The 21,913-nt window shown below is 64.5% G+C and carries 7 protein-coding genes; all 7 read right to left on the bottom strand.

Features of this window, described 5'->3' with window-relative positions:
- Positions 1-170 precede the first annotated feature (170 nt).
- Positions 171-773 carry a hypothetical protein gene (locus SNE34_RS11515; protein WP_332617348.1) on the bottom strand — a complete coding sequence of 201 codons (603 nt, stop codon included), beginning with the start codon at positions 771-773 and terminating at the stop codon, positions 171-173.
- Positions 763-15,105 (bottom strand): putative Ig domain-containing protein, encoded by a 14,343-nt coding sequence (locus SNE34_RS11510; RefSeq protein ID WP_332617346.1) that lies wholly within the window; start codon positions 15,103-15,105, stop codon positions 763-765. Before SNE34_RS11510 ends, SNE34_RS11515 begins: the two co-directional genes overlap by 11 nt.
- 535 nt (positions 15,106-15,640) lie before the next feature.
- Positions 15,641-16,168, bottom strand: a complete 528-nt coding sequence (locus SNE34_RS11505) for a hypothetical protein (RefSeq protein WP_332617344.1) — start codon at positions 16,166-16,168, stop codon at positions 15,641-15,643.
- 11 nt (positions 16,169-16,179) lie between these two features.
- On the bottom strand, positions 16,180-17,694 hold the full coding sequence (locus SNE34_RS11500; protein ID WP_332617342.1) for a hypothetical protein: 1,515 nt from the start codon (positions 17,692-17,694) through the stop codon (positions 16,180-16,182).
- 92 nt (positions 17,695-17,786) lie between these two features.
- Positions 17,787-18,623 (bottom strand): putative Ig domain-containing protein, encoded by an 837-nt coding sequence (locus SNE34_RS11495; protein WP_332617340.1) that lies wholly within the window; start codon positions 18,621-18,623, stop codon positions 17,787-17,789.
- A gap of 68 nt (positions 18,624-18,691) precedes the next feature.
- Positions 18,692-19,189 carry a hypothetical protein gene (locus tag SNE34_RS11490; protein ID WP_332617339.1) on the bottom strand — a complete coding sequence of 166 codons (498 nt, stop codon included), beginning with the start codon at positions 19,187-19,189 and terminating at the stop codon, positions 18,692-18,694.
- Between the two features lie 7 nt (positions 19,190-19,196).
- Positions 19,197-21,008 (bottom strand): hypothetical protein, encoded by a 1,812-nt coding sequence (locus SNE34_RS11485; RefSeq protein WP_332617336.1) that lies wholly within the window; start codon positions 21,006-21,008, stop codon positions 19,197-19,199.
- Positions 21,009-21,913 lie beyond the last annotated feature (905 nt).

Here is a 21,913-nt window from a genome sequence, read left to right as displayed (position 1 = left end):
TGCTGGCACGTCACAACTCCCACGTTGCACAGCGCAAGCATCGCCGCCCTCGTCGCTGGTCAGCACGACGATGCCGTTGACCAAGGGGTTGAAGCAGCCCTCCGGTCAGTAAGCAGATGGCCGGCAAACGCCGGACACCTCGGGGAAATAAAAATCACCTTCAGCCATCCTTAATCGTCAGCTCGAAGCTCGAAGCGATCTATGTAAATCCCAAAGACTCCCTGTTTCCCACTAAGCAATATCTCATCCCCGATTTCAAATTCAGTCAATGCATAGTCAAACAAGCGCTGCGAAAAGGTAATTGAATAGTTACTGCTACCTCCACCCTCGGAACGCAGCCCAAGCTCTACAGCTCTACTTCTTGAACCGTACTCCCTTATTGAAACGATTGTATATGCATCCGCATAAGCGTTGCCCGGCATTAACTTCACCAAAGAACCAAAAGTGTTAGCGCTGAACGCCGCTGCAGCATACACAACCATCAGAACGCCTAGAGCCACGGCAGCCTGATCCCTCCAGTTCTTCATAGCCACCGCTTTCACGGACTGCCACTGGCTTGACGTCATAGACAACCGTGCACCCGCAATCGCAACCAAGTAAAATAGTCCGGACCACAGATATCTGGCCACATCCGAACTTGATTGGAGATACGGCAGGATCTTTACAAACGGTATCAGTAATACCGGAAGTATCCATAACGCCATCGCAAACGCGACACACGTTATGCCAACAACCCGCCAAGGAAGAGGGCGCAATATACTATTAATCGTCATCCCGGAAATCCTCTCCAATTACAATGTCTCTAACTTCGGGCGCGACATGGTTGTCATAGAATTCATGCCCGACAAACGCGCCGCCGATACCACCAATTACCCCCCCCACGATCGCACCAGCACCAGTACCTACTATCGGCACAAACGAGCCGAACGCCGCGCCGGCGAGCGCTCCTACCTTAGCTCCACCCCACATGCCTGAAGTGGTCGCGAACCCATCGCCAAGATAGTTCGCTACGCCCGCCCCAACGACGGCAGACTTTTCTTCAATTCCCTGCGCGCGATCAAATCGATCACTTTCCTCCGCCAATGTTATGGCCTTTCCGAGATAAGGGAGTTTCTTAATAGCGCCTTCATGACGAAGTGCGAACTCCGTCATTGCCAGCGCACTCTTTGCCGTAGACCCCTTGATGGTGAGCCGCGCCGCCTCGAAATCTGCCGCGCTCATCAAATTCACTAGTCGTTGCTCCTGCAGCGCACGACCGGGCAACAACGCGAGCGCGCCAGCAGTCTTACCTCCGGCGTCTATCGCGCCATCCAGAACAACCGCAATCGACTGAGCCGTAGAAGCGCCTTGTGATAGCGCCTCATACACACGGGGGCCAGGTGAAGGCGCAGCAGCCGAAGTTCGGGCATTCGGCCCGTATCTATAGCCTGTTGCGAACGGTCCGTACGGATCATGATGACCCGTCACTTCAACCGTGGCTAGCGTCGGCACCTGTGAGTCAGTAGTCCCACGCAAGGCAGGGCCGTATAGATCTTCCAGTTCTGCCAGTTCGGTGTCGCTAATGTTTGGATCCAGCGGCTGGTCAAAAAGAGTGTTCAACTTTGCCATTCGTGCTGATCTCCCGCCTTCGCCCACTACCGGCGCGGTTGGATCATTTGCGAACAACTCATCCAGCCTGCGCTGTAGATCATCGACTGGCGCTCCCTCGGCTCTCAGGAAATTTAGCTGCGCTTGCAGCACTGCGCGCTGCTCGTCATCCGACGACACCCCCTCCTGAATCTCCAGTCGACCGCCCGCGACTTCTGGGTCGGTCAAGTACATCGTCAGCAGCTTCTGACGCTCTTCCGGCGACATCTGCTCCAGCATGCGGCTTGTCTGTCTACGCAACGCAAGAGTTCCTATGCCTTGCACCGCAGCGTTACCAAGTGCGTTGCCAAATGCGTCGGCCGCAATCTGCCCCCAGTCTTGCTTACCCAACCCCATCAGGCGGCGCGCAGACGCATTGACAGCGCCATGGGCCAGACCACCCACAAGGTTCTGCCCGAAGGTACCGTTTACCCCACCCCCTTGCAGATAAGGCACCTTGCCACCCACCTTCGCAGACACAAATGCACCCACGGCGGACGCAGCTACTGCATTCCAACTGAAGTTGGTGTCCCGTCCGACAGCGGCGTTGCTCACCACGCTGCCACCGTAGCTCACAACGCCTTGAGCGACGCGCCCGGCGGTGTTGAGCTTTACGACACCATCCACAGTGTCGCTAAGCGCATCTACTCCGCTCGCCCACTGCCCGAAACCGGCGGTTATCGCATTGGTTATGCCGTCGGCTGCGACTTGGCGCCAGCTAAAGCTGGTGGCACCCATTGCGCTTCCCACTGCTTGACTGGCCGTAGAACCGGCTGCACCCGCAACCGCGCCGACCACAACGGCTTGGCCTGTAGACAGGCCGGCCACTGTTGTTCCGTAGAAGGCTCCAGCCGCCGCACCAGCAGTGAAGTACGTCACCACCACTGCAACAATGATCATCAACACCATTGCAAACGCGTTGCAACTTTCCTTCGGCGGCGGCTGGATATACGGCAAGCTCGGCGCCGTATTCCCAACGATGTCGCTCGGGTTGTACGGCTTGAACGTGCTCGCGTCGTTGGCGGTGACCTTGACCTCGGGCACCGCCAACGTGGTGCCGGCGGTCAGTTCGGCGTCGGTGGTGGCGTTGGCCTCGGCCAGCACGTACCACAGGTTGGCGTTGCCGTAGACCCGCTGGGCGATGCTCCTGAGCGTGTCGCCGGCCTGCACGGTGATCCGGGTGCTGCCGACCTCGCTGCTGTCGTAGGCGGTGAGGTTGCCGATCACGTCCAACTGGCCGTTGCGCTTGCCCGCGGCGACCTGCTGGCCGCCGACGTAGGCGTACAGCTGGGTCTGCTTGGCCTGGGCGGTGGTCTGCTCGAACGCACCGGCGTCGCTCAGGGTGCCGTCGCGGCGGCGCAGGATGTGGCCTTCGCCGTCATAGCTGAAGTAGCGGATGCGGTCTTCCAGCGTGCCCAGGTCGCTGGGCAGCGGGGTCTGCTCGCGCACCGCGGTGCGGCGGCCCCAGGCGTCGTACTCGCTGACGCTGGAGGTGGCGCGGAAGTTGGTCTCGCTGCTGCGGCCGTAGACCTGCTTCTCCAGGTAGCTGTCGCGGCCCTCGTACTGGTAGGTGTAGGTGTGGGTGTAGCCCTTGGGGTCATCGCCTTGGGCGCCGGACTTGTACTCGTGCTGCTGGTGGCGGAACTGGTAACCGCGCAGGCGGCCGGCGGCGTCGAAGCCGAAGCTGCCGTAGTCGACCGTCGCCAGTTGGTTGAGCACGCCCAGCTCGGTGATCTGGCGCCGGTCCCAGTCGCCGTTGCCGGTGTTGCCACCGGTGCTGCCGTCACCGCCGCTGCCGGGGGTGCCGCCGGTATCGCCGCCGTCGCCCGGGTATGGGTAGTCATCGCCCGGGATGCCACCACCGTCCTCGGGCAGCAGCAGCGGCACGCTGTCGCCAACCGCTCGCGGCACGGTGGTGCCGTCGCCCTCGTACCAAACGTTGACGTAGAACTCCAGCCGGGTCCAGTTGCCGTGCGAATCGGTCGCGGTCAGCGTTACCGGCTCACTGATCACATCGGTAAAGTTGGCATCCAGCGGGGTGCCGTAGAAGCGGTGACGGCCGTCGGCCAGGGTCTCGTAGTCGAGCCAGCCCGGGCCGTCGGTCATCGCGTAACCGAGCGGGTCGCCCTCGTGGTCGATGAAGGTATCGGCCGGCAGGGTGAACGAGTTGAACACGCCTTCGAAGAACCGGGTGCCGCCGCCGCGGTTGGTCAGCTCCGGCGCGCCCGGGCCGCTGCTGGGCGGCGGTTCCGGGGCCGGCGGCGGGGTTGGCGCGGTCCAGTCGAGATTGCGGCCGTGGATATGCTGGCTCAGCACGCGGCCATCTTTGTCGTACTCGTAGACCTCGGCGTGCTTGAGCCAGCCGCCGATGTCGATGCCGTTGGCGTGGGTGGTGCCGGCGTCGAAGTACTCACGGCGCTGCACCAGGTGGCCGACGTCATCGTACTGATAGGTCTGCTGCCAGGCCGCCGGGTCCGGACTGCCGAGGGCGTGAGCCTGGAAGACCGCGATGCGCTGGCCGCGCTGATCGTAGGCAGTGGTCTCGACCTGCTGCTCACCGCCCTGCATGAAGCGGCGGCGGGTCGCGTGGCCGGCCCCGTCGTAGTCCAGCGCGTAGCTGACCCCGAAATTGCCCAGCACGATGGTGCCGTCGACCAAACGGCCGTGGGCGACGCTGACGCGGTTCTGCGCGTCGTAGGTGTACCAGTAGGTCTTGTAGGCCTCCGGGATGTTGTAGTCGTCACCGGGGTCGCGCGGCGGCCGACCGGGATTGTCCGGATCCTCCGGCCAGTAGATGGGGTCGCGATCGTCGGGAAGAAGGTTTGGCTGGATCAACTGGTCGCCGGGCAGCGACTGGATCACTACCGGCGGGCCGTCATCGTCACCGCCGCCACCACCGCCTCCGCCGCCACCGGTGACCTTGGCGAACGCGAAGCCGTCCAGCACCACCGGGCCTTCGCCACCGTCGTTCTTGGCGCTGCCACCGACGCGGGCGTAGACCGCACCCGCCGGTGGCGTGCCGGTCACCGACGAGCGCGCCCAGGCACCGCTCTTGACCAGGTTGCCGCGGACAAAGCCCAACGACTGACCGTCAGCGCCGTACCACGACAGGATCACCTCGGCCGCCGAGTCGTGGCGGCTGGATACCATCATGCTGGCGGTGTACGAGGCGCCCGCCTCCACCGGCATCAACCGCGCGTGGGTGATGCCGGAGATACCCACCGTGGTGAACTTGGCCGACCAGCCGCCGGCATAGGTATCGCCGGTGCTGATAGTCCAGCCCGTGCCCTTGCCCCAGCCCACGTCGCCCAGCTCGAACCCGAGGTTCTCCGGATTGGGGTTGGCGACCACGCGCAGGTTGAAGGTCAGCCGCGTGCTGGCGCCCGCGCTGTCGGTGGCGATGATGTGGACCAGGGTGCCGGCGCCGGCCGCACCGGCCGGCGGGGTGCCGGTCAGCATGCCGGTCTGCGCATCCAGGTGCAGCCAATCCGGCAACCGGATCCGGTCACTGGTGTACTCGCCGGTGAAGGTCAGCGGCCGGCCTTCCGGATCGCTGAACCGCGCGCCGGCCGCCAGTTGCCACGGCTCGTGCTCGGCGATGACCTGATCGGCAATGGTGCCGCTCACCACCGGCGGACGGTTCTCGCTGGCGGTCAGCACGAAGCTGGTGCTGACGCTGGCGCCGTCCAGGTCGGTGGCGGTCAGCTTGATCGTCAGTTCGGTGTCGCCAGGCGGGGTGCCATGGAAGGTCTGGGTGGTGCGATCGAACGTCAGCCAGTCCGGCAGGTCGCCGCCATCGGCCAGCGATGCGTTCATCTGCAGCGCGCCGCGCTCGGGGTCCCGGAAGGTTGTGGCCGGCACCCGGAACGCCCAGGTCTCGCCCAGCAGCACGTGCTGCGGCGGCACCGCATTGGCGACCACCGGTGGCTGGTTGTTCTGGCCGATTACCGGGGCGTTGACGTCATAGGCGTTGCGCGCCAGCACCCGGCGGCGGTTGCCCACGGCGTCGTAGGAGTAGCGCAGTTCCAGCAGGCGCCGCTCGGAGTTGTCGCTCGCGCGAAGCTCGTCCTGGGTGACTTTGGTGATGCGGTTGTGCGCGTCGTAGCTGATCTCGGTGCGCAGGTGGATCACGGCGTCATCGGCGTCGTGGGTGAGGGTGTCCTCCACCGTGCGGTTGCCGGAGGCGTCGTAGGCGTAGCGGGTCCAGCTGCTGCCTTCGCGGATCTCGCGGAGCTGGCCGTTGGCGTAGTACGACAGGCTGCGCTTGGGGTCGTTGGTCAGGACCCGCTCGGGCAAGCCGAGATCGAACCGCGGCTCGGGCTCGATGTAGATGTCGCCGGGGACATCCTTCCACCAGGGCAGGCGGTGGCGGTCGAGGTAGTCGTCCAGCGGCGTGGAGTAGCTGCGCCCAGCCTCGGTCCAGTCGCTGCTCTGCTCCAGCAGCTGACCGGTCGCCGGGTCGTAGGCGTAGTCGTAATCGGCGCCGCTGAGGTCGTTGTGGTCCTGGATGCGGCCGAAGTAGTCGTAGTCCCAACTCTGCTCGTCGAGGAACAGGGTCTCGCCTTCATCGTCGGACACGGTGCGGCGGTCGTCGGCACCGAACCCGATGTCGATCTTGATCGACTGGGCGACCGTGTTGCCGTTGGCGTCGCGGGCGACGATCCGCACCGACTTGAGACCGCCGCGGGCGGTACCCGACAGGATACGGGTGGCCGGGTCGAACGTCAGCCATTGATCGTTGGTGGCGGTGCGTTCGAGCTCGATCCAGGCCGGCCAGCGACGGGTGGTGCGGGTTTCCCAGTCGTACTCGGTGCGGTAGCCGTACACCATCGCGCTGTACGTCAGCCCCTGGCCTTGCGGATCGCTGAAGGTGCCGGCCGGGATGCGATAGGCGAAATGCGCGCCGGCGGTGGCGGACTGGTGTGGAAGCCCATTCTCGACCACCGGGTCGCCGGCGTACTCGGCGTCGAAGGTCGCCTGGCTGACCACGCGGACGCTGGTACCGGCCTCGGTGGTCGCGCCGCTGGCACTGCTGGCGACCAGGGTGACCCGATACGTGCCGGCAGCCGGCGTGCCGAACAGGGTGCGACTATCGGTATCGAACGAGAGCGCCTGGGTGGCGACCCACTCGCGCGCGGTCGCGTCCCAGACCGTGATCTGCGCAATCAGCGTCGGCGTTTCGCCACTGGGAATGGTGAAAGCACTTTCCGGAACCGTGTAGGCGAACGCCTTGCCGGCGATGGCAACGTGTGCGTCGACCATGCCACCGCGGTAGTCCGGCTGCGAACCGGTCAACAGTGACGGGTCAGACAGCGCATTGGTCTCGCGGACCTTGCGGCCCTGGCTGTCGTAGCCGTAGTCCATCACCACGCCGCCGGCGGTGCGGCTGCGCAGCACCAGGCCGCGGCTGTCGTAGTCGTAGCTGGCACTGTTGTTCAACGCGTCGGTGACGGTCAGGCGGTCGCCGTTCTGGTTGAGCTGGTAGCGCTCGCGGACATGCCGTTCGCGTGTCGTGCCGGTGATGTCGGTCAGGTAGTCGCCCTGGGCGATGATACGGCCCGCACGGTCGAAGCTGCGGAAGGTCACGTAGCCAAGCGGGTCCTGGGTCAGGCTCTGCTGGCCGAGGGCATCGTAGGCGAGATGGGTACGGTTGCCGTAGGCATCCTCGCTGCCGACCAGGCGGCCGCTGGCGTCATAGCGACTGCGCTGGGTGTGGCCGTTGGCGTCGCGGGTGCCGACCAGCCGGCCCAGAGCGTCATAGAACCACTCGGTGGTCGGCCGCTCGTTGGTGGCAAGGCCATTGGCGTGCAGCACCTCGACCTCGGGCCGCACCTCGAGCACGGCCTGGTTGAGTTCGTTGTAGCGGTAGCTTGTTTCGCCACCGCGCGGGTCGATCATCGCCAGCAAGTTGCCCCAGCGATCAAAGCGCTGGGATACGGTGGGGCGTTCGGCGCCGAGGTCGCCGGTATGATCCGGCATGACCTGCTCGACCACCCTCCCGAGCCGGTCGGTGCGGCTGCGGGTGACGGCCTCGACCGTGCTCACCGCGCCGGAAGTCGACTCGACGCGGGTCTGGTGCGACTCGTGGACCTGATGGCCGGCCAAGTTGTAACCGTAGTGGCGTTCGATGCCACCTTCGGCGTTGCTCGCGACCAGTCGGCCGGCGGCGTCGTACGCGTAGGTCGCGTGCGGCCGGCCGGCGGTGAACGCGCCGGCGATGCGGTCGTCCTTGGCGACGATCTCGCCGAAGGCGTTGTAGCGCACGGTGCTCTGTGCGTCCGGGCTGCTGACCGCCACGCCATTGCGGGTCAGGCGGGTGTCGCCGACGTACTGCTCGCGCACGACCGAGGAGGTGGTCTGGCGGCCGAGGCGATCGTAGCGGGCGGTGGTGACCACCTCGGCCCAGCGACCGTCGCTGCCGTCGAGGCGATAGCGCGACTCGATCAGGTTGTCAGCTGCGTCGAAGCGGCGGACGTGGATGGTGCCGGTTGCATCGCGTTCCCAGACCGAGCGCCCCTGCAGGTCGTAGCGGGTGGTGTGGAGCTGGTCGGCCGCACTCGCACGCGGCGCGGCTTCGCCGTCGCGCCAGCCGCGGGCGAAGCGGTGGACCTGCACCACGTTGCCGAACGCGTCGTACGCCATGGTGCTGTAGGGCGAGCTGCGCTGGTACAGGCTGGCGTCGTCCAGCCCGGCGGCATCGCTGGCCACCAGTTGTGCCGAGGCATCGTCACGCAGCACGTCGCGCTCGGCCTCCAGCACCGAAGTCGCGCGCCCGAGGGCGTCGTAGGCGCTGGTGGTGGTCACGCCATCAACGGTGGTGGTGAGGGCGTGGCCTTCGTTGTCGTAGCCGATCCGGGTGGACACGTCGCGTTGGCGCGCCACGCCGTTGCTGTCCTGCCAGTGACGCCTGGTGGTCTCGCCGACCTTGCGGCCGAGCGCGTCGTACTCGAACGCAGTGGTGCGATCGAAGCCGGCGACCGCATCGCCGGCTGCGGGAGTCCCCGGACGGTGGGCCGGATTGATGCTGCCGGTCAGCGCCCGCGCGTACTCTGTCTGAGCGGTCAACTCTCCGTGGGCGCTGTAGGTGAACGCGCTGGCGTAGCCTTCGGCATCGACAGCCAGGGTCTGCCGGCCGACGCTGTCGTAGTAGCGGGTGGAGTGCGCCCAGCGCGCCGCCGTCGAATCCGGATGGCCTTCGAGCAGGACCGACTCGCGCACGAGCTGGCCGTAGGCATCGAAGCTGAAACGCGTGGTCGGCCGCTGCTGATGCGCTGCGCCGGTGCTGTCGTAGTACTCGACCGCGCTCTGCTGGACCTGCAGTTTCTGGCCGCGTAGGTCGTACTCGGTGGTCAGGGTGCGGTCGGACTGCGGCCGTGCCTGCAGCTTGGTCTCGACGTCCTCAACCGAGACCGGCTGGCCGTCGGGGGTGTCGATCGCCAGGGCGAACCGGGTCAGCGACGCCTGCTCGCCAAAGGCGTTGTAGGTGTAGGCGGTGACGAAGCCCTGCTGGTCGACCTCGTAACGCAGTTGCCCGGCGGCGTCGTACACGCGGTATTCGTAGAACCCACGCACGTCCTTCTGCACGATCGCGCGGTCGAGCGCGTCGTAGGTGATCTCGGTGGTCGGAGTCTGACCGGTGCGGACGATGCCGTTGCTGGCGGCATCCCAGCGGCCGGCATCCGGGAAGGTGGTGCGGATCTGCCGGCCGCGGTTGTCGTAGTCGTAACGGGTGGTACGGGCGCTGGAGGTGCCGGCGTCCTCGGTGCGGGCAATCACGTTGCCCAGGCCGTCGTAGGCGATGCGGGTGGTGATCGTCCGGGTCTGGACGACCACATTACCGCTGCCATCGAACCCGGCCACCGCGACGCGCGGGCTGTGTTCGGCGACCTGGCGGCCGGCGGCGTCGTACTGGTAGGTCCAGGTGTGGCCGTCGCGGTTGGTGTAGCTGGTGCGCAGGCCGGCGCCGTCGAAGGCGAACCGCTCGGCATGACCCAGCGCATCGGTGGTCCGGATCAGGCGACCCGCGTCGTCATAGGCGTAGCCGGTGACGCGAACGTCGCTGACGCCCGCCAGTGCCGCGGCGGTGGCGAGCTCGCTGGCCGGCACGTTACCCAGGCGCACGCCATAGCTGCGCGATTGAACCACCATGCCCACCGCATCGAAGCGCTGTTCGGTGACCGCGCCGCTGTTGTCGATGGTGAAACGCAGGCGGCCGGCGGTGTCGTGGCGGTAATGCGTGGCGCGTTGCTGGTTGGCATCGGTGGCGCCGGCCGACCGCAAGGCCGCTTCCACTGCCGCCGCGTCGGCGAACACCGCGTAGGACGGCAATGCAACGCCATAACTGACTTCGCTCAGCACGCGGCCGGCGGCATCGTAGTTCGACGCGGTGACCACGCCCACGCCGTGGGCGGCGCCGACGGTCGCGCGGGTGATGCTGTGGGTCTGGCGACCGGCGCCGTCGTAGACAAACGACTGCGCGCGGCCATGTTCGCCGAGACCGGCGACGCGCGCCGCCAGGTCGGCCTCGCTGACCTGCCCCGACTGCAACTGGGCCAGAAATGCCGGCGATACCGCGATGGGGTTGGCGTAGCCGCGGCTCTCGATCAGGCGGCCGCTGGCGTCGAAGCGGCTTTCAGCCACCGCGCCACGGGCGTCGACGCTGAAGCGCAGGCGTCCGGCCGCGTCGAAGACCTGCGACTGGACTTGGTCGTGCGCGGCATCGGCCGACACGCGTGCGGCCAGCGCATCCGCGGTCAGGGTGCCGGCGGTGATCTGGTTGCGCAGACCGGCACCGAGCGCGATGGCGGTGGCATAGCGACGGGTCTGGGTCAGGCGGTTGCCGTCGTCATGGTCCATCCGGACCACAGCACCGGCGCCGTCGATTGTGAAGCGCAAGCGACCGTCGGCATCGAAGACGCGGTAATCCTGCACATCGTGGGCGTTGTCGGCGGCCAGGCGCGACTCGATCTGCGCGGCCGAGACCACCTCCGGCAGGCCGGTGGTGGCGATTGCATCCGCGTAGCGGCGCGTCGCGACCAGCCGGCCGGTGGCGTCGTAATGCATGCGGGTCACGCCGCCGGCGCCATCGAGCGACAGCGTCAGGCGGTTGGCCTGGTCGTACACGAAGCGGGTGACGCGGCCGGCGCCGTCGACGCGGCGCACCACGTTGTCGTTGCCGTCATAGGTGTAGCGGGTGACCAGGGCGAGCCCGGCCGGGTCGACGGTTTCGCTGGTGCGGCGGCCCAGATCGTCATAGGCGTAGGCGGTGGTGCGCGCCGCGGTGGTGCCGGCGCCTTCGGTGACCGACAGCTGGCGACCCAGCCCGTCCCAGACGTACTCGGTACGCAGCGCCAGGCCGTCGGCATCGCGAACAGTGGCTTCGAGACGGCCGTTGCTGTCGTACTCCATGCGCGTGACCGCGCCGGCGGGATCGGTGACGCTGACCTGGCGGCCCTGCCCGTCGTAGGCATAGGCAGTGGTCAGGGCCAGGCCGTCGGGATCAGTGATCCGGGCCAGGGTGCGGCCGGCGGCGTCGAAGCGGTATTCGACCGCGCGGCCGCTGGCATCGGCGGTGCGGGTGAGCAGGCCGCGGGTGTCGTACTCGCGCTCCGACACCGCGCCATCGGGGGCGATGCTGCGCAGCAGCCGACCGTCGTGGTCGTACTCGTAGGCGGTCTCGTGGCCGAGCCCGTCGCGCACCAGCACCGACTCGCCGTGGCGGTTGTGCCAGGTGCGCATGACCACCTGTTCCGGGGTGGTCACGGTAACGCTGCGGGCGGCGTCATCAAAACTGTAGGTGGTGGTGTGGCCCAGTGCATCGGTCTGGGCGGTGATCCGGCTCCAGGCGTCGTAACGGGTCTGCACCTGCTCGATCCGGCCCGACACCGTCTGGCGCTGCGAAACCTGGCGACCGAGGCGGTCGTAGTCGTACGAGGTGACCGCACCGCGGCCGTCGGTCGAGCTGACGAGCCGGCCAAAGGCATCCCAACGCTGGCTGAGCTCGCGCGCGATGCCATCGGCGTCCTGCGTGGTCCGCTGCAGGCGACCGAGGCGGTCGTAGGCGTAGGTGGTGACGACGTCGTTGTTCGCATCGATGCCGCGGCTATCGCTGCTCAGTTCGCCGAACGCGTTGTAGGCGTAGCGGGTCAGGTAGCCTTCGGCGTCGGTGCGCGCGGCCACCAGGCCGCGGCGATCGAAGCTGGTGACCGTGCTGCTGTCCTGGCCGGCCACGAATTGCAGGACGCGGATCGCATCGGCCACCTGGGCACGCTCGAACGGCGCGGCAATCGCGATGCGGCCGGTGTAGGCGATGGTCTCGCTGGCCTGGCCAAAGGTGTTGTAGCGGGTCTCGGTGACCTCGCCGGCGGCGTTGCGCGCCCCCGAGGTGTCGGCCACGCCGCGCACGGTCTGGGTCAGGCGCCCAGCGCTGTCGTAGAAGTACCAGCTGCGGTTGCCGTCGGCGTCCACCGACTCGGTGCGCCGGCCGAGCGCGTCGTAGCTGTGGCGCACGCCGTACTGCGCGTAGATCGCATCCAGCTCGGCCTCGCTCATGCCATCCATCAGGTGGATGGAGCCTTCACCGCCGAGCTCGCCGATGAGGTTGCCGAACACGTCAAAGCGCGCGTTGTTCTCACGCACCTCGCTGGTGCCGGCGGCGGTCTCGGTCGCCACCAGGCGGCCCATCGCGTCATGGGTGAACCGGGTGACGGTGCCCTCGGCGTTGACCTGCAACACGGCCTGGCCGCGGGCATCGAAGCTGGTGCGGGTCTCGCGAGCCACACCGGCGCGGCTGCGCAGATCATCCAGGCGGTCGCCGGCCTGCACCACGACCTTGTCGGCGTACCGACGTTCGGCGCGGGCATGCCCGGCCTCGTCGAAGATGGTTTCGGTCAGGTAGCCTTCGGCATCGACGGTCGCCACCGCCTGGCCGCGACCGTTGTAGAAGTTGCGGGTGCGGATGTCGGCTGCGGACGCGGCGGGCCGCAGATCGGCCAGGCTACCGTCGGCACGCTGGGCGACCGGGGTTGCGGTGGCGTAGCGGATCGAATCGGTCGGGCGGCCGGCGGAATCGTATTCCAGTTCAGTCAGATAGCCCTCGGCATCGAGGGTGGCGACACGGCGGCCGGCATCGTCGTAAAGGTGGCGGGTGATCCGCGGCGCGTCGGTGCCGTCGGCCCCGCGCACCTCGATCCGCAGCAGGCGCGAGGCGCCGTCGTAGTGGTAGCTGGTCGTGGTGCCGGCGGCGTCGATTTCGGCCGACAGGCGGCCGGCATCGTCAAAGTGGATCTGGGTGCTGCGATCGTCGGCGTGGGCGGCCGGAACAATCGCGGCCAGTTGCTGCGGGACGACGGCACCGTCGACCAGCCACGCGGTGGTGTCGACCAGCGTGGCGTAGGCGGTGCCACCGGTCACCTGACCCGCACCGTTGTGCGTGTAGGCGGTCACTGCCCCGGTCGCGTCGACCTCGCCGACCAGACGGCCGGCATCGTCATAGAACCGGTAGTTGCGGGCACCCGAGGCATCCTGCGAAGCGCGCAGTCGGCCTTGGGCGTCATAGAAGAACTGCGAGGTCCGCGATTGCGCCACGCCGATGGCGGATTCGGTGACCGCGACGGTTTGCCCGGCGCGATCGCGGACCTGGGTCTGGACCAGTCCGTTGGCCATGGTGACCACGAGCCGTTGGCCGGCGTCGTCGTACACGCGCGTCGTCGCGTGACCCAGCGCATCGGTCGAACCCAGCAGGCGGCCCATGCCGTCGTAGGTCCATGAGGTCAGATCACCCTGGTCGCGCTGCGCGCCGCGCAGGACGATCTGCTGTCGCAGCAGGCCCTGGGCGTCGTAGCTGTAGCGGATAACTTCGGCGGCCGCATCCAGGACGCCATGGCCCTGGGCATCGACACTGGCCCAACTGCGGCGCTCGGACAACTGCCCGCGCAGGTCGTAGGTGAAGTCCACCCGGCTGGTACGGGCCGGATCCTGCGCGGAGGCCCACTGGTCGAGCACCTGCGCACTCAGCCCCTGCTCCGCGTCGAGGTCCGACAGGTCAAACCGCGCATCGAGGTAGGCGCGCGAATGGCTCAGCTGCATCTCGCCAGTAGCAGTCGGCGCGTACACATGCTCGGTGACCTCGCCCAGCGCATTCACCGTGTAGCGCAGTCGATCGTCACTGTCGTACGCGCGGCGGGTTACCAGCGCCGATTCGGTGCCGGCTGGATAGGTGGCCTCCGTCAGCACCTGGTTGCTGTCGCTGTAGGTGCGGGTCACGACGTCGCCGGCATTATTGACCTGCCGCAGCAGGTTGCCGTGCTCGTCGTAGGTCATCGAGGTCAGGCGGCCGTCGGCATCGCGACTCCAGCTCAGGTTGCCGTCGGTGTCGTAGCCGTAGCTGCTGACCAGGCGCTGGCCGCTGACCGCTGGCGACAACACGCGGGTCACCTGGCCTTCGCCGTCGAACTCATAGGTCCAGGTCCTCCCGGCGCTGTCGGTTACGTCGGTCGAGCCGACCCCGTAAACGAACGTCTGGGTCTGCCCGGCGTCGTCGGTATCGTCGGTGTTGGTATCGCCCAAGGTCGCCGTATGGATGCGGCCGTCGTCGTACCAGGTGTAGCTGGTGACCAGGCCGTCGCTCTGCTCAACCTTGGCGATGCGCATGCGCGAATCGTCGACATAGCTGTACTGGGTCCAGAACACCGCCGCGTCGCTGCCGTCCTCCGGGGTCAGGTCGGTGGTGACCCGCGACAGCCGGCCGGTCTCGTCGTAGGCGTAGCTGACTTGACCCAGCAACACCCCGTTCTCGCGGGTCGCGACCTCGGTCAGCCGGCCCTTGTCGTCATAGCCGAACACCATCGCATCGCCATTGGCGGCGCGGACCTCGGCGACCTGGGCCTTGGTGCCCTTGCCTTGGTAGTGGACGGTGAACTCGGCGCCGGTGCGGCCGTCACGAATTACCTCCAGACGACCGTTGAGATGGGCCTTGGACGCGTGATCGGCAAACACCTGCTCGCGCCGGGTGCTGCCCTCGATGTGGGTCCAGGTGTTGCTGCGATCGTCCCAGCGCAGGACATCGTGGGCGCCGCTGCCGTCCGTGCTCTGGTACTGGAGCTGGCCGTCGACGCGTCCGGTGAAGTGGAAAGTGACGATGTCGCCGTCGCCGGTCCACAGGGTCATCTCGCTGCCGGATTTGCCCAGGTTGCCGCGAGTCAGGTTGACCCGGCGCTCGAATCCAGTCAGCCAGACATCATTGCCGATCTGGCCGCCAACCTGCCCGAGGCTGTTGTAGGTACGCGCCAGCCCGGTACCGAAGCCCTGCCCGAACAGTTGCTCGTCCTGCCCCTGCAGCAGCAGGTTGCCGGTGGCCACGTTGACGTACTGGGACTCGCGACTCTGTCCCAGCGCGGATCGCCCGCCCAGCCCCAAGCCGATTTGCGACAGTGACGTGTGGAACAACCCCAGACCATTGCCCGTGAATACCGCAACCATGCGTACTTCCCCTGAACAGTGCAGATGACATCGGCCTGATGGCCCCCTCTCATTGCTCTATCCAGCCGCGGGGCGAAAGGTTTAGGGATCGTGATGGCGATCACTTTCCACTCCGCCAAACGCCTGCCGCACGTTGACGGCTGCGTCCGATCGTCAGTACGCGGAACACGGCATCGAGGTCGGCAAGACCTACGTCGCCGATAGGCTGAAGCAGCATCGCTATCGCGCGATGTGGTCGCGTTGGCGCATTGGCCGGACGTCAGCGCTACCTGCCCGATCCGTGCCGTCTGGGCGCTGGACATCACCGAACATCGACTCGACCCGGCCAAACCGCAACCGATGTCGGCTTGCTTGACCATGGCAGACGCGTTTTGCTGTCCTTCGAAGCCCTGCGCGACAAGTCGTCCATCACGCTGTGCGGGTACTGCTGACCGCCATCGAACACCATGGCCGACCTAGCGCGCTACGCGCATACAGCGAAGCGGTATTCACTTCACTCCGGCGTCTCTAGCTGTGATTTCGTTGGGTGCGACAGCTAATCAGACCGCCTCTTCGGATTTTTTTTTGTCACATAAAAAGCGAATAACGATGACGCGGCTATAGCCAGGAACACTACTGCCATTCCGACAATCGGTTGAACCCGAGCGGCAAAAACTGAGCCTCCTGCTGCGCAAAATAGAGCTAGGCTCGAAATTGGGGACTTATTTTCGGTGCAATCAACAAATAGAGCCTGCTTTTGACCGAACGCCTTCGATCTACCCCAGCACCACCACCCCAAAAAAATGGATGTCGGTGCAACAAACAAAAGCACGAATGCCGAACTTCGATTGACCCGTCTCCCGACCGGCAACTCCAGATGATTCCATATCGATGAAAAATACAACTGAAAATCAATTCCGAACGAAACAGAAGCGAACAAAGCAGCTTGCAGATAAAATCCAACAACCGCGATGAAATAGATGGTTGATACAATTCTAGCGTACAGCACTCCTTCATGCTTATTGTCCAGAAAAACCCTGTAAGCCAAGTACTGAAGGCCCAGCGAAAAAATTGGGTGACGCATGCTCACTCCGCTTATTTAAATGTCTTCATTTTATACAGCTGCGCCTCTTCACGTGTCATATCGTATTTGTCCATTAGTACGCGAGTCTCGGATTCACTATGGTCGAGAGTCGACCTCCAGATGGCGGTCCAGCCTGATACTTGCTCACCAGCGCCGGAGCCGTAAATTGGAGTGTAGTCAATGAAACCGATCCCCGTATCTGCGACAGTCCATGCTATGCCGACGGGGCTATATCTACTAAAAATCCCGGCTCCAGTCATAAGAAAGTTTACCGCTAAATGTCCTTGATCTGCCGCACTCGACGTGTCCATGGTTGCAGATTCGAACCACAGTCCGATGACACCCAAGCCGAAACCGGAAGCCTTCGCGCCAGCAGCCAATCCTTTCCAACTGCCCACCGTCATGATGTCGTCGGAAAGCCGGAAGTCATAGCCACTCAGATCAGCAGCGGCGCTTTTGGCTATATGCTCAATAGTCTGCAAATACAGTCCCGCTCCCGCTAGCGCAGTTTGCGCAATCCTGTCTACGTCGCTTGAGTTCGAAGATGCATGCGTCACACCCCCGTTAGCAATAATCTGGCTGTTGTAAACACCCCATCCGATACCGCGCGACAGGTTTTCGATCGGGTCGGGAAGGCGGGTGCCAACCACACTCATAGTCGCTAGCGTTGTCGCATCGGTACTGTAGGAGTTATCGAATGCCGCTTCCAGGGTGGCGAGATCCTGGTCGCTGATGCTGCTGTCGATCGGCGTGCCGCTGTCGTATTGCGCATTGAGCCGTTCAATTCGCTGCTCTCGAGTTAGGCCAACTACTGCCGCACCGCGCTGCAACAGCTCAGGATCAATCGCATCACTTCGCCGCACATCACCATTCGCACGCGCAGTAATCAGCCCGCTCGTCACCGACGAAGTCGAGTCTACACCGCCCATCGCCTGTATCTCATTTGCCGGCACGCCGTCATTAAACGGATTGCCATCCGCCCACACGGTGTCGTGCGCCTGCTGATTCATGCGCGCCCGGTCCCGCCACGCCTGGATGCCACCGACCGCCGCATTCCCCAACGCATTGCCAAAAGCGTCCGCCGCAATCTGCCCCCAGTCCTGCTTGCCGAGTCCGAACACACGACGAGCGGTGGCATTCGCTGCTCCGTTGACGAAGTTACCGGTGAAGTCATTGAAGAAATCACCCGTACTAGTGCCGCCTTGTGTCACTGGCAGTCGGCCGCCGACCTTGGCGGACACGAACGCGCCCACCGCCGATGCCGCCACGGCATTCCAGTTAAAGTTCGTATCGCGTCCGACCGCGGCGTTGCTCACAACACTACCGCCATAGCTCACGACGCCCTGCGCTACGCGGCCCGCGGTGTTCAGTGCGCCTGCGCCATTCGACAACGCTTTGGTTCCCTTCGCCCACTGCCCGAAGCCCGCAGTAACGGCGCTGGTAATTCCGTCGACCGCAACTTGGCGCCAGCTGAAGCTGGTCGCACCCATGGCGCTGCCCACCGCCTGACTGGCGACGCTTCCCACCGCTCCTCCGATTCCCCAAGCAACCGCTGTCCCTGCAGTTTGACCCAGTGCGCCAACCGCCCAGCTCGTGGCTGCGCCCGCAGTGAAGTACGTCACCACCNCAGCCCCTTGGGGTCGGTGGCCGTCACGCGGATGTCGATCGCGTAGTCGACAGAGGGGTTCGGGGGGACACCGGTGAATCGCCGCTGGCTGGCATTGAAGCTCAACCACGACGGCAAGGCCGCGCCGTTGGACAGTTTGGCCGTGTACGTCAGCGCATTGCCGTCCGGGTCGGTGAAGCTGTTGATGCTGAACGTGTAATCGAGCAGGTTGCCGCCGTTGACCGCCCGGTCGGGCAGCGGGTAGCTGAGCACCGGGGCCCGGTTGGGGATGGGCGCGGCCTTGACCGTGATCGTGAAGCCCTTGGAGGTCACGCCGCCGCGACCGTCGTTGGCGGTGACCGTCACCGTCCAGGTGCCGGTCTGGCTCGGGGTGCCGCTGATGCGCCGGTTGCTGGCGGTGAAGCCCAGCCCGGGCGGCAGGCCGGTGGCGGTGTAGGTCAGCGGGTCGTTGTTGGGGTCACTGAAAGCCGGGACGTAGTAGCTCCAGGCCTGGCCGTTGGTGATGGAGTGGTTCGGAATGGCCGGTGCGGTCGGGCGGGTGTTGGCCTGCACCACCAGGGTGAACGTCTTGGCGGTCACGCCGCCGTAGCCGTCGTTGGCGGTATAGGTCAGGGTGAAGTTTCCCGGCACCGTCGGGTTGCCGCTGATCACGCGGGTGGAGGCGGTGAACACCACCCCACCGGGCAGGCCCGACAGGCTGTAGCTGAGCGCGTGGCCGTTGATATCGCCGAAGGCCGGCAGGGTCTTGGTGAAGCTCAGTTCTTCCTTGACGTACTGGGTATGGATCGTCGGCGGGGTCGGCGGGGTGTTGATCGCGCAGGAGAACACACCCTCGACCGCGGCGCCGCTGGGGTCCTTGGCGACACCCGATCGTTACGGCTCAATAGGGAGACAGGTCACCTAGTCTCTTGCAATGGCGGCGGCTGCTGGAAGCAGGAAACTATGCCTTCCGCCTCATTGGCAATCAGCGTCGGTTCGTCAGTCAGTTCCATTGTCAACCAAAAACGATCATCTCCTGTTCTTGCGCTTCCCTTCAGAATTCGCCCGTTCACCGACACCAGATCACCAGCCGCTTTTTGAAGCGCTTCCGCCACAGCTTTTGACCGAGACTTTAACTTCACCGCTTCTTTGGCTACGCAGAGTTTGGCCTGCGCTCTCGAGGAAAAAAGCAATGCCACCTGCCCTCTTCCGCCAGACTCAGGTTCACTACCGACGACCAGATATCCACTTAGTTTAACTGTCTTACCGATTAACTCGTCTTTCCCCGAATAGATCAATTGAAACGGAACTTCGCATACATGCGCGCTTCCACAATCGATCTCAGCCGAAGGGCCTTCGGGGCTAGAGCACGAGACAACAAGAAAAGAAGAGGCAAGCAGCAAATATTTTATCATGTCAATTTCAATCCAAGGGAATTACATATTCTTCAGACCGGGAATCAAGATAAGCCCCACTGATCTCGGCTGTCTTTAAGTCGCTGCGAAAGCGGGCTTGATCAAAGCGCCACGCACCGCTCATCACTTCATTTTCTCCAGCGCGATAGACATAGCCGTCTATGTTTTGATCATAGTTGTTCCACAGGTCGCCCGTATAACCCTTTAAGCCGCCCTCGCTTATATCATATATCGCCGCACCGCTAAATACACTCTCTTCCAGCGGAAACACGTCAATCGGATGAAAGTGAACGTCTGCTACCGAATATTTGTTCAGCGGAATGTTTACGCCAGCTTGGGGATTTCCATCTATATCAACATAAGAGTGGCCCAGCGTAACGTCGGTAATTTCAAAGCCGCCCACTAAACTTGGAACGATGTTGGCCCCGATTTCATACCCCCACCTTCGAGTAAAGGGCAAGCCCATTTTGGCAAACTTATCGGCAACTGATCGAACCGAATTCCCTCGAACTTCATTTAGATAAGGGCGCATGGCCTGATACTCCCCTTCCATCTGAGCCATTTGGGCAGCGGTCAACTCATCGTAGCGCCCGTATGCAGAGGGCATCAATGGCAGCGATACATACTTCTCGTACGCATTCTTTCCACTGGCGCCACTCCCATTGCCGGAAGCACTCCGCGGCTGATCAATGTAGCGATACAAGCCAAATGGGTCCGAGTTGTAGATGCTCCCTCTGATTGCGCTGGCAAGGCTCTGGGATGCATCGCCATAGCCAATCACTTCGACTGTCGCCAGCGTTGGAGCATCGGCGATGTCATGGCCATCAAACGCCGCTTCCAAGCTCGCCAGGTCTTGATCGCTGATGCTGTTGTCAAATGGCGTGCCGCTTTCATACTGCGCATTGAGCCGCGCAATGCGTTGTTCACGAGTTAGACCAAGTGCCGCCGCTCCACGTTGCAACAGCTCAGGATCAATCGTATTGCCCCGCCGCACATCGCCATTCGCAAAGCCGGTAATCAGCCCACTCGTCACCGACGAAGTCGAGTCCACACCACCCATCGCCGGCAATCCTGCCTTATCGGCATACAACCACTCTGGCTTGTAACCCGGATCGAACATGGTCGGCATCCCGCTTTGGACCGCAGCACGTTCGGCGGCGTGGTTGATCTGCCAAGTTCGAACGCCGGCAACTGCCGCATTCCCCAATGCATTGCCGAACGCATCGACCGCAATCTGCCCCCAGTCTTGCTTGCCAAAGCCGAACATGCGACGTGCTGTGGCGTTCGCCGCACCATTGACAAATCCACCGGCGAAGTCACCGAAGAAGTTGCCCGTGCTGCTTCCCCCTTGACTCAAGGGAAGCCGCCCACCGGTGTTGGCTGACAGGAACGAGCCCACCGCCGATGCCGCCACCGCATTCCAGCTGAAGTTGGTGTCGCGCCCGACGATGGCATTGCTCACCACGCTGCCGCCATAGCTCGCCACGCCTTGGGCGACACCTCCCGCCGTGTTCAACGCGCGGGTGCCATCTGCGGCAGCCTTGCCAAAAGCACTGGTGCCCGCCAAAGCTTGGCCCGCACCAGCGGTGATCGCGTTGGTGATGCCGTCGGCTGCAACTTGTCGCCAGCTGAAGCTGGTGACGCCCATTGCACTGCCCACCGCTTGACTGGCAACACTGCCCGCGACACCACCAACAAAGCCAGCGGTTGCCGCAGTTGCCACACCTGCTGTCGTCACACTGATTGTGCCCGCAGTAGCCATGCTGCTGAACATCGGACCGAAATAGTTCGCAGCCGCACCGGCGGTGAAATAGGTCACCACANCCAAGCAACCGCTGTCCCTGCAGTTTGACCCAGTGCGCCAACCGCCCAGCTCGTGGCTGCGCCCGCAGTGAAGTACGTCACCACCACTGCGATGACCACCATTAACACCACCGCAACCGCGTTGCAGCTTTCCTTCGGCGGCGGCGGGATGTACGGCAGGCTCGGCGTGGTGCTGCCAATCGCCTCGTTCGGGTTGTACGGTTTGAACGTGCCGGCGTCGTTCTTGCTGACGTCCACGCTCGGGGCATTGAGCTGGGTGCCGGCGGTCAGCGCCTGCTCCGGGTCGCTCAGGCCGTTGGCGTCCGCCAGCACGTACCACAGGTTGGCGTTGCCGTAGACCCGCTGCGCCAGGCTCTGCAGGGTGNACACCACCGCAACCGCGTTGCAGCTTTCCTTCGGCGGCGGCGGGATATACGGCAGGCTTGGCGTGGTGCTGCCGATCGCCTCGTTCGGGTTGTACGGCTTGAACGTGCCGGCGTCGTTCCTGTTGACGTCCACGCTCGGGGCATTGAGCTGGGTGCCGGCGGTCAGCGGGTCGTCCGGGCTGCTCAGGCCGTTGGCGTCGGCCAGCACGTACCACAGGTTGGCGTTGCCGTAGACCCGCTGCGCCAGGCTCTGCAGGGTATCGCCGCTTTGCACGGCGATCTTGCCGCCGCCGGCCTGGTAGCGCCCCGCGCCGTTGAGCGATTGCAGCCGCGGGCTGTCGTAGGCGTAGCCGCTGGCCAAGCGGACGGGCCCGCCTTCGCGCAATTGCGCCTGCTGCTGGCCGCCGGCGTGCACGAACAGCGTGTTGTCACGGACCCCCGTGCCGTCCGGGTTCTGCTTGAACCCGTCGGCGTCGGTGATGGTGCCGCCGCGGCGCAGCTGCACCGTGCCGTCGCCGGTGTAGGCGTAGTAGCG

The sequence above is a fragment of the Novilysobacter erysipheiresistens genome (assembly GCF_036663935.1).
In the GTDB taxonomy this organism is placed as follows: Bacteria; Pseudomonadota; Gammaproteobacteria; order Xanthomonadales; family Xanthomonadaceae; genus Novilysobacter; species Novilysobacter erysipheiresistens.
Note: the sequence above shows the minus strand (reverse complement) of the source record. Positions and strands in the feature narration are given on the sequence as shown.